Here is a 10,890-nt window from a genome sequence, read left to right as displayed (position 1 = left end):
TGCATCTTCAACCTTTTTAATGGTTCGATTCACATTACTTTCAGCGATATGGTAATTTGCAGCCAACTCCAATTGAGTGCTGTAATTCCGTAAGTAATTGAGTGTTAATAATAATTGATCCTCTATAGCTAAAGTATGAGGACGCCCAGATTTCTTTTTAAGTGATTCTACTTCTTTTAAAACTTCGATCATTTCACTAAAAACTGGTCGAGGTACACCAACCAAGCGCTGGAATTCAGAATCTGAAAAACGATTTAATTTCTGATATCTCATGAAATTTAGATTGAGGTGGTTTTTACTTTCGCAAGAGGTCTATAGTAGACAATTAAATATAAGATTTAAAAATAATTTTAATAAATTATGGAAAAATTATTTAGTTGACTGGATAGAAAAAAAAGATTTAACGGCAAAAATTACAGGTAACTTAGAATTAAAAATACCCTCTAACTGGGTGGGTTTTAATAAAGATAGATTTCCAAGAAAAAGTGGGATAGGTATCCTCGAATTAGATAATCAAGTATATAAATTATCTGATATGAATTCAGATATTATTATTTATAAAGATGGAAATAATAAAAACATTGGTAGTGTAGATGAACTTGTTTTTAAAAAAGATGATGATATTGTGAATATTGAAATATTTAAAGAAAGTAATAATAATCAATATTCTAAAGATATACAACTTAAAGTTCGAAATTATAATTTAACAAATTATGAACCAGGTTTTTCCTTTTATGGCTTAGTTCCTGCTTCGTCGATCTCGTGGGGAGATAATGAAAAGATACTATCTATTAATATACAGAACTTGAATTTATTTGATAAAGAACGAAATAAATTTAGAGTGTTAGATTTGGAATATAATATTCCTAGGAATACTTCTAATATTTTAATTAATAAAGAAATATATCCTATATTGCGCCAAAATTATGGTTTCGCTTATGTCGTAAATGATCAGAAAAAATATTCTATTAGTTTAATAGGGCAAACAGGAGCTTATCCATTGGAAGTAATTCAAGAATTCAATGGTCATATTTCAATTGAAACTACGAAAGAAAATGAAAAAATAGTTTGTGGAGATCGCTATAAATCTTGTTCAGGTTTATCTATGGATAATGATAAAAAAACTTTTAGATTTAATAATGTTAAATTAGGTGAAGATGTTTTCAATGGAATGATTTATATTCCAGGAATTATTGATTAAATATGATAAAAAATCCCCTCACTAGAGGGGATTTTTTATTACTATTTAAACTTAAACAATCGAGTCATCTAAATTCGGCGCTAACCAACGCTTTGCTTCATCTAGTGTCCAACCTTTACGTTTTGCATAATCTTCAAGTTGGTCTTGAGAGATTTTACCTACGTTGAAGTATTCACTTTGTGGATGAGAATAATAGAAACCACTTACCGAAGATGGCGGCATCATTGCAAAGTGTTCAGTCAGTTTAGTACCAATTTTGTCGGTAGAACCTAACCAGTCAAACAATACTGCTTTTTCAGAGTGCTCAGGGCAAGCAGGGTAACCTGGTGCAGGGCGAATACCGACATATTTCTCTTTAATCAGTTCTTCATTACTAAGCTGTTCATCAGCTTTATAACCCCAGAACTCTTTACGAATGCGTTCATGTAAGTGTTCGGCAAAAGCTTCTGCAAAACGGTCGGCTAGTGACTGAACTAAAATTGCAGAGTAATCATCACCTTTGGCTTTGTATTCATTTGCCAATTCTTCTGCACCAAAAATCGATACAGTGAATCCGCCTAAGTAGTCCTGCTGCTCGCTATCAGCACGGATGTAATCTGCCAAAGACAAGTTTGGTTTACCTGTCACTTTGTCAGATTGCTGGCGTAAGTGCTCAAAAGTATGCGTAACATTTTGCCCCGCTTCATCAAATACGCTCACTGTGTCTGCATCAGTGCGCTGAGCAGGGAACATACCGAATACGGCACGAGCATCAAAACGGTTATTGTCGATAATATCTTTCAACATTGCTTGAGCTTGATTGTACAAATCTGTTGCAGCTTCACCAACCACTTCATCTTCTAAAATTTTCGGGAATTTACCTGCCAAGCTCCATGAAATAAAGAATGGTGTCCAGTCAAAATAATCCACGAGTGTTGCAAGCGGATAATTCTTTAAAACTTGTGTTCCTAAAAGATTTGGTTTTGGTGGCACGTAGCTTTCATCAATTTTAAAACCATTTTCAACCGACTCTTTATAAGTCAGTTTGGCCGCTTTTGGTTGTTTGTTGGCTAAACGTTCACGAATTTTGGCATATTCAGCACGGTGCTCTTCAATAAATGCACCTCGCATGTCTTTAGAAAGCAAGGTTGTAGCAACACCTACAGCACGTGAAGCATCGGCAACATAAATTACTGCATCATTCTGATACTGAGGGTCAATTTTTACTGCCGTGTGGGCTTTAGATGTCGTCGCACCACCAATTAATAGAGGAATGTTAAAGCCTTTGCGTTGCATTTCTTTCGCAACAAATACCATTTCATCTAAAGATGGAGTGATCAGACCAGACAACCCGATGATGTCACATTTTTCATCAATTGCGGTTTGTAAGATTTTCTCGCAAGGTACCATTACACCAAGGTCAACAATGTCATAACCATTACAGCCAAGTACCACGCCTACAATATTCTTACCAATATCGTGTACGTCGCCTTTTACCGTTGCCATGAGGACTTTACCTTTAGATTGTCCTTCAGACTTTTCAGCTTCAATGTAGGGGTTGAGCCATGCTACAGCTTGTTTCATTACACGGGCAGATTTCACAACCTGCGGTAAGAACATTTTGCCTGAACCAAACAAGTCACCAACCACGTTCATACCGTCCATCAGCGGTCCTTCAATCACATCTAAAGGACGTTTAGATTTTAAGCGCGCTTCTTCGGTGTCTTGGTCAATATAAGTCGTAATACCTTTAACTAGTGCATATTCAAGACGTTTTTCAACCGACTCATTACGCCATTCAAGGTTTTCAGCTTCTTTAGCTGCGCCGCCTTGTCCGCGGTATTTTTCTGCTACTTCAAGCAGTTTCTCAGTCGCAGCTTGACCAGATTCACCTTGGTTTTGGTTTAATATGACATCTTCAACAGCTTCTTTTAGCTCGGCTGGAATATCATCATAAATTGCCATTTGCCCAGCGTTCACAATACCCATGGTCATGCCTTGCTTAATGGCATGGTACAAGAACACCGAGTGAATGGCTTCACGAACGGGTTCATTACCACGGAACGAGAACGAAACGTTCGATACACCACCAGAAATCATGGCATGTGGTAAGTTCTGTTTAATCCAACCTGTTGCTTCAATAAAATCGACCGCGTAGTTGTTATGTTCCTCAATGCCAGTTGCTACTGCGAACACGTTCGGGTCAAAAATAATATCTTCAGCAGGGAAGCCTACTTCATTCACTAAAATATCGTATGAGCGCTTACAGATTTCGCGTTTACGTTCAGCAGTGTCAGCTTGTCCAGCTTCATCAAAGGCCATCACAATAATTGCGGCACCATATTGACGGCAGAGGCGGGCTTTTTCGACAAACTCGTCATAACCTTCTTTTAAGGAAATGGAGTTAACAACCGGTTTACCTTGTACGCATTTTAAGCCAGCTTCAATGATTTCCCATTTTGATGAGTCAATCATGATTGGCACACGTGAAATATCAGGTTCTGATGCTACAAGGTTTAAGAAATGCACCATCGCATTTTGCGAATCGAGCATCCCTTCATCCATGTTAATGTCAATAATTTGCGCGCCAGCTTCCACTTGTTGCTGTGCAACCTCTAAAGCTTCGGCAAAGTTTTCTTCACGAATGAGGCGTAAGAATTTTTTAGAACCGGTAACGTTAGTACGTTCACCAACGTTTACAAAGAGAGAGTCATCATAAATATTAAATGGCTCTAAACCACTTAGGCGACAAGCAGGTACGGTTTCAGGTACTTGGCGAGGTGCAATATCTTTGACTGCATTGGCAATGGCGCGAATATGGTCTGGTGTCGTACCACAGCAACCACCAGTAATATTAATTAAACCGCTTTCAGCAAATTCTTTTAAGAAAGCTGCAGTTTGCTCAGGTGTTTCGTCATATCCACCAAATGCGTTTGGTAAGCCCGCATTGGGGTGTGCTGAAACGAAAGTATCTGCGACATCAGAAATGGTTTTTACGTGAGGACGCATAGCATCTGCACCAAGGGCACAGTTAAAACCGATTGAAAGCAAATCACCATGGCGCACAGAGTTCCAGAAAGCTTCCGCAGTCTGACCCGTTAAAGTACGACCTGATGCATCGGTAATTGTCCCTGAAATCATAATTGGTAATTCACGACCAATTTGTTTAAAGACTTCTTTGACTGCAAAAATCGCTGCTTTACAGTTTAATGTATCAAATACGGTTTCAATCAAAATGATATCTACACCGCCTTCAATCAGTGCATGAGTCGCTTCAATGTAGTTTTCTTTTAACTCATCAAAGGTAATGTTACGAAAAGCAGGGTCATTTACATTCGGTGAAATTGAACAAGTACGCGATGTAGGCCCAAGTACACCAGCAACAAAACGTGGTTTTTCTGGAGTTGAATATTTTTCACAAGCTGCTTTGGCTAAACGTGCTGCTTCACGGTTAATCTCTGGAACAAGATCTTCCATGTGATAGTCAGACATTGAAACACGCGTGCCATTAAAGCTGTTGGTTTCAATAATATCTGCACCAGCATCAAGATAAGCTTCATGAATGCCTTGAATAATTTGAGGTTGTGTCAAAACTAAAAGGTCATTATTACCCTTTAAGTCATGTGCCCAATCGGCAAAACGCTCACCACGGTAGTCGGCTTCTTCTAATTTATGGCGCTGGATCATAGTTCCCATAGCACCATCAATAATCAGAATGCGTTTAGCAAGAAGCGCTTTTAGGGTGGCAAGCGTAGACATAGAAAACCCCGATCTTTTATATGAATTTAAAAATGCGGCGCTATTGTAACAGAATAGCAGCACAAATGATGACCTACGAAGGTCATGAGACAATAAGTAAAAAAATAAAAAAGAGGGTGTTTTATGACAAAAACGAAAGAATTTTCATGAAATATTCATCAAATGATCATGATATTGAAATATTTCATGCTCAATATGCCGAAATATTACAGTTGTTCTGTATGAAAAATAGACATATAGGCCATTTTATTTATTTTTTTGCTGTAAAAATAAGCACAAAAGGAGCTCATAAATAATGAATTAAGTTATTGTATTTTAAAAATAAAATAAAAATGATCGGGGAAAGGTGCATCAAATGAGGTCAAAATATAAAAAATTGACTTCATCAGGCGGCTCTTTGTCATATAATTGTCATAATTTAATTTAAGAATACAGAGGATTTTATTATCCTCTTACCGTCTGCATGAATTCTAATCTACCCCCTGTTTCGGATTCAAAACTTGCGGCAAACCTGCAAGCAAAATCGACGAATGTACACGTCCCAACACCGAAATTTTTTATGCCGGTGTTTCTGACGATTATTGTTGCAACACTTATTTATATTGGGTTTCAGGTTAGTGCTGATTTAGCGCATGTTCCACCTTTGAGCCTTTATTCGGTTATTCTTTTATCTACTGCACTTTTCATTGCATTGGGCTTTGAATTTGTAAACGGTTTCCACGATACTGCTAATGCAGTTGCAACGGTCATTTATACAAATGCATTGCCTGCACCAGTTGCAGTCATGTGGGCTGGTTTTTGTAATTTTCTTGGGGTAATGGTCGCAAGTGGTGCTGTTGCTTATGGCATTATTGCATTGCTTCCTGTTGAACTTATCATGAACATGGGTAGCGGTGCTGGCTTTGCAATGGTTTTTGCATTGTTAATCGCTGCAATTCTTTGGAACCTTGGTACTTGGTTCTTAGGAATCCCAGCTTCTAGCTCTCACACCTTGATTGGTTCAATTTTGGGTGTGGGTATTATGAACCATCTATTGAGTGCATCGACTGGCGTAACGACCAGTGGTGTAGATATGGACCAGGTGATTAAAGTAGGTAAGGCATTATTATTTTCACCTTTAATTGGTTTTGCTTTTGCAGCAATCTTATTCTTGTTGGTTAAAACTATTTTCAAACGCCAATTAGAATTATTCCAGCCACCTGAAGGTAATAAGCCACCACCAGCAATCATTCGTGCAATTTTAATCTTTACCTGTACAGGTGTAAGTTTTGCACACGGTTCAAATGACGGCCAAAAAGGTATGGGTCTCATCATGCTCATTTTGGTTGGTTTAGTACCGTTAGCTTATTCAATAAATAAAAACCTAGATACACAACAGGTTCAATCATTCCACCAGCTTTCTTCTCAAACTGCTGTTTTGTTAAACCATAATCAGCAAGAATTGACTGATGAAAAAGCGCGTGAAGTTTTAACTAAATATATTCAAACCAAGCAACAGACACCTGAAGTTGTACCTGCATTGGCAAGTATGACTGATCATTTAGGTGCTCGTGTTTCTAGCTATAGCGACTTAAAAGATATTCCTGAAGCTGCGATTAGTGAAATTCGTAATGATATGTATTTAAGCACAACCACGTTTAAACGTTTGGACAAAGCAGATGCTTTACCAAAAATGGATGATTCACAGAAAAAGCTTGTGAAAGATTATCGCGGTAGCTTGGATTCATTCTTACAGTACATTCCAAACTGGGTGAAAGTTGCGGTTGCATTAGCGCTTGGTCTTGGCACTATGGTTGGTTGGAAACGTATTGTGGTGACTGTAGGTGAGCGTATTGGTAAGAACCATATGACTTATGGTCAAGGTATGTCTGCTGAGCTTATTGCAATGAGTACTATTGCAGCAGCAGATGGTTTAGGTATGCCAGTTTCAACTACTCATGTTTTAAACAGTGCTGTTGCGGGTACCATGGTTGCAAATAAATCAGGTCTAAACTTTAATACCATTAAGACAATTTTGTCAGCTTGGATATTTACTTTACCTGCGACCATCTGTTTGTCAGGTGGTTTATATTGGTTGTTCTTAAAGTTCATTTAAGTTGTCTGCTTAAATCTAAAAAGCCACTATTATTAGTGGCTTTTTTATTGTCACATTTAAAAAAAAGATCGCTTTTTTCAAATAAACTCAGTAAAGAATGAATGATTACTGCAAATACTTATTGCTAGGTGACTAGCTCAAAAATTGATGAAAGGATATAGGATGAAAACGGTTCAACTCGATCAACTCAAACAACAATTCCCACTCATTCAAACATTACAAGATTACCAAGAAACATTTTGGTTTAATCCGAACCGTTATCCTTTAAAAGAAGCTCTCATGAAAGTAGGACTGACAGAGCAAGATGTAAAAGATGCCGAAGCAAGGCTAGAACGTTTTGCACCTTACTTAGCAAAAGTATTTCCAGAAACTCAAGCACTACATGGAAAAATTGAATCAGAACTAGTTGAAATTGCAGATATGCAACAAGCCTTATCTGTAGAAAAACAACAGAAGCTTACTGGAAAGCTTTGGCTTAAAAAAGATAGTCATTTACCTATTTCGGGTTCAATCAAGGCACGTGGTGGAATTTATGAAGTCTTGGCTCATGCTGAAAAGTTAGCAATTGAGGCAGGGTTTCTCAAGTTAGATGATGATTATAGTCAACTTGACCAAGATGCATTTCGAGCATTTTTTTCCAAATATCAAATTGCAGTAGGTTCTACAGGTAATCTTGGTTTATCAATCGGTATTATGAGCGCGAAGCTCGGTTTTAGAGTGACCGTGCATATGTCTGCCGATGCAAGACAGTGGAAGAAAGATAAACTGCGTTCATTAGGTGTCAATGTTGTGGAATACGCCAGTGATTATGGTGTCGCTGTAGAGCAGGGACGTAAAGCAGCAGAACAAGATCCAAATTGTTTTTTTATTGATGATGAGAATTCGACGACTTTATTTTTAGGTTATGCAGTAGCAGGAATACGCTTAAAACAACAGTGTGAGCAAAAACAGATTAAAGTCGATGCAGAACACCCATTATTTGTTTATTTGCCATGTGGTGTCGGTGGTGGCCCTGGTGGAGTGAGTTTTGGGTTAAAACTCGCTTTTGGTGAGCATGTACATTGTATATTTGCAGAACCGACTCACTCTCCATGTATGTTACTAGGTGTTTATACAGGGTTGCATGATCAGATTTCAGTAAACGATATTGGTTTAGATAACATTACTGCTGCAGATGGATTGGCTGTTGGCCGTGCTTCTGGTTTTGTCGGCCGTGCTATGCAGCAGTTAATTGACGGTTACTACACCATTCATGATGAGTGTTTATATGAGCTGATTGCGCTTTTAAATCAAACTGAGAATATCCAAGTTGAGCCCTCGGCAGCGGCAGGCATGATGGGGCCATATTATGTGCAAACTACTCGTGATTATTTGGCCTTGCATCAATTGTCAGCTGAAAAGTTACAGCATGCGACACATGTGGTATGGGCGACTGGTGGTGGTATGGTTCCACCTGATGAAATGCAAAAGTATTTAACACATAGTCAAAACAAATAATTGCACAAAAAAAGCCCAATTTTAGAATTGGGCTTTTAACCTCATTATTTTTTAGAAAATTTCTTAAATGGAAGCTTTTCGGCCGCAAAACCATAGATTGCAGCAAAAGGAAGGGCTGTACGGGCTAAATAAGCCACACGCCATAGACCGCCATGGTTGGCACCTTCCATCATCAACTCTAGAGGATGGTCAAGCACAGTTTCAGGATTTGCGACAGAAGATTCATTTCTTAAGTCATGGATCCAGAGTGCCGCCATAATGGCATTTGTGGTTTCTGGACTAAACGCTTCTACATCAAAAAGTTCCGCACCGTTAAAAGCGGCCTTAAGGAGTGGATTTTTTGTGACCGAATGAGTTGTCGTAGATGGAGCAATATTAATACTCACGCGTTGGCCTTGATGACGGGCAAGTGTTGCTCGCCATTGTTGAATACGTTTAGCTAATGCGTAGTTTGGCCCTTGTTCAACTACCAAGCAGTCTGCAATACCATAAGTTTTGCCATTTTCGCTGGTAATCAAGTCTTGATAAGGTGCTTGGAAAAAACGTTTGAGCGATAGTGTAGAGATACCTTTTGCAGCCATTTTTTGTAGTTGTGAACGAGATTTAAATTTCTCTTGAGCTGCCTCTGCAACTTCTTTAGGTACTGCGTAAACATCGGTTGGAGTACACATAAACATTAAGCTTGTATCAGGTTTATGTTCACTCACATATTGCATAATACTGTCCATGGCCATTGAGACGCGGACATGTTTTTCACCATCTAGATAAGCAATAGCAGCTAAATCTAATTTTTGAGGAAATTGAACTAACCACTGTGCAATTTCTGGTAGTTGAGTCAGTAAATTGGCACCTAATTTATCTCTTAATTCAGAAGCTTTTGCTGTTGAGTCAACTGATTCAATTGTAGGTGCAATCAGCGTTGCGTTTCCTTGCTGAATTGTATTTAAAATTTTCCCCCAAACTCGTGGGTTCGGTAAATCAATTGCAACAATATTCGCTTTCCACTTTGCTAGCCAAGGTAAAGGACCAGCTTCTGAAGCCGCACCAAACAGAACCATGGTTCGATCAGATAAATCAAACCATTCTGGATGAGCGGCAGCTTCACGTAAAGCCTTGGCATGGCTTGGTTCAATAATACCTGCATTTTCCCATTTTTGAATTTGATCAAGTAAGCTTTGCCCGCTAAGTTTTTGGCCTTTATATGGAACATACCATTCTGGTGCAGCTTCACTTTCACCTTTAAATTTAACTGTATTTAAAGGCTTAGTGGTAGGGATGTGCAGAGCATCTTTTAAAAGATAGTGTTTACCATCGCGGAAATAGTCAAAAAGATGATGAGCCTTATGTAAGCCCTGTTTGGCGATAGTAATCGGGTTATTGCTATTAGAAAGCCCATGTTGAACAAGTGATTTAAAGTATCTTGGATAGTTTTTCCGCCAGTTTTTTTCAGTCAAAATCTGTTGAGCAGTTTTATTATCTACAATAGATAAAGCTTCTGACAAAATCTCTTGGCCTGTGCGAGAAGTACTTTGTTTTTTTGTTGAAGCGTGTATCGGAAATTGTAGACCTTCGTCTGGACTCTGGCTGGACATAAAATATCTCACTTGGACGGTAGTATTAATATACAGGTGTATACATTATCTATGCCAATTAAAAGAAACGAGTGGCAATAACTGACAAAATGAAAATTAAATTATTTTTGTGATGAAGGTAGTTTGAGTGAATTTTTATGATAATTTGATCTCATTTTAACTTCATTTTTTTTCACATTTCTAGAACATTTTTATAGACTTACGTTACATAAATGATTATTTTGTATAGAGCGAATTCATCAGATCTAAGCTGAAGATAAAATGTTCAAAATGTATCAATAAAAAAGATACGATGATGAGTAAAAAACTAGACTTTTTTATTAAACGATAAGAAAAGTCAAACGGAATAAGAAAGAATTGGGGTGAAACTAGATGGAAGACAACGTAAGATTGTCTTTTAAAAATCTTGGGGATATGGTGATTTTTTTACACCATAATTTTCTAGTTTCGCCCCATCTAATTTTGGGTGAAGCCCTATACATAAGCTGTAAATCATCTTTCTAAATAGTCAGATTAATTTGCTTATAGTCTATCTAAACTTTTAACAACGACCTTTCTTGGCCTGACCTGGTGGACAAAAATCTCCTGGATGATTGTGATAAGGCGAATCCGGATCAACTACTACACTGCCAGCAGGGGTATAAACTGCACAAGCCGATAGTGATAGTGTGAAAATTGCTGCTGCACAAACTAGAAATTTTTTCATCATATTGTTCTCTCTTTTTATCATTCTCCCTTTTACTATTTACTATAGAAATTATTAGATT

The 10,890-nt window shown here is 37.9% G+C and carries 7 protein-coding genes; 3 read left to right on the top strand and 4 right to left on the bottom strand.

The window, feature by feature from the left end; all coding sequences use genetic code 11:
* On the bottom strand, window positions 1–273 hold a 273-nt coding region (locus J671_RS21150), incomplete at its 3' end, for an IS5 family transposase (protein ID WP_031983334.1).
* On the opposite strand from J671_RS21150, the gene J671_RS21145 reads away from it, so the two are divergent.
* On the top strand, window positions 272–1,201 hold the full coding sequence (locus J671_RS21145) for a hypothetical protein (RefSeq protein WP_228131600.1): 930 nt from the start codon (window positions 272–274) through the stop codon (window positions 1,199–1,201). The genes J671_RS21150 and J671_RS21145 overlap by 2 nt on opposite strands.
* A gap of 51 nt (window positions 1,202–1,252) precedes the next feature.
* On the opposite strand, the gene metH is transcribed toward J671_RS21145, so the two are convergent.
* A complete protein-coding gene (gene metH, locus J671_RS21140) occupies window positions 1,253–4,939 on the bottom strand; it encodes a methionine synthase (RefSeq protein WP_006581215.1) in 3,687 nt (1,228 codons plus the stop codon).
* 463 nt (window positions 4,940–5,402) lie between these two features.
* Here metH and J671_RS21130 point away from each other — a divergent pair, with 463 nt between their 5' ends.
* Both J671_RS21130 and J671_RS21125 read left to right on the top strand, forming a co-directional pair.
* The gene (locus tag J671_RS21130; protein WP_004710095.1) at window positions 5,403–7,034 is read left to right on the top strand and encodes an inorganic phosphate transporter; all 1,632 of its coding nucleotides are present in this window, start codon (window positions 5,403–5,405) and stop codon (window positions 7,032–7,034) included.
* A gap of 162 nt (window positions 7,035–7,196) precedes the next feature.
* Window positions 7,197–8,531: a D-serine ammonia-lyase gene (locus J671_RS21125; RefSeq protein ID WP_006582066.1), complete on the top strand. Its 1,335-nt coding sequence runs from the start codon at window positions 7,197–7,199 to the stop codon at window positions 8,529–8,531.
* A 44-nt stretch (window positions 8,532–8,575) separates the two neighbouring features.
* On the opposite strand, the gene J671_RS21120 is transcribed toward J671_RS21125, so the two are convergent.
* Window positions 8,576–10,123, bottom strand: a complete 1,548-nt coding sequence (locus tag J671_RS21120) for a hypothetical protein (protein ID WP_004888242.1) — start codon at window positions 10,121–10,123, stop codon at window positions 8,576–8,578.
* 541 nt (window positions 10,124–10,664) lie between these two features.
* Entirely contained in the window at window positions 10,665–10,829 is a 165-nt protein-coding gene (locus tag J671_RS25440; RefSeq protein ID WP_004710089.1) for a hypothetical protein, read from the bottom strand.
* Between the last annotated feature and the right edge of the window lie 61 nt (window positions 10,830–10,890).

Source organism: Acinetobacter sp. 1130196, from assembly GCF_000588095.1.
In the GTDB taxonomy this organism is placed as follows: Bacteria; Pseudomonadota; Gammaproteobacteria; order Pseudomonadales; family Moraxellaceae; genus Acinetobacter; species Acinetobacter nosocomialis.
The sequence above is the reverse complement of the archived record's forward strand: the minus strand, read 5'-3'. Positions and strand labels throughout refer to the sequence as shown.

What these genes read in the sequence shown, in the direction of transcription:
- J671_RS21145 (WP_228131600.1), top strand. Translation starts at nt 272, where the DNA reads ATGAAATTTAGATTGAGGTGGTTTTTACTTTCGCAAGAGGTCTATAGT.
- J671_RS21130 (WP_004710095.1), top strand. Translation starts at nt 5,403, where the DNA reads ATGAATTCTAATCTACCCCCTGTTTCGGATTCAAAACTTGCGGCAAAC.
- J671_RS21120 (WP_004888242.1), bottom strand. Translation starts at nt 10,123, where the DNA reads ATGTCCAGCCAGAGTCCAGACGAAGGTCTACAATTTCCGATACACGCT.
- J671_RS21125 (WP_006582066.1), top strand. Translation starts at nt 7,197, where the DNA reads ATGAAAACGGTTCAACTCGATCAACTCAAACAACAATTCCCACTCATT.
- J671_RS25440 (WP_004710089.1), bottom strand. Translation starts at nt 10,829, where the DNA reads ATGAAAAAATTTCTAGTTTGTGCAGCAGCAATTTTCACACTATCACTA.
- metH (WP_006581215.1), bottom strand. Translation starts at nt 4,939, where the DNA reads ATGTCTACGCTTGCCACCCTAAAAGCGCTTCTTGCTAAACGCATTCTG.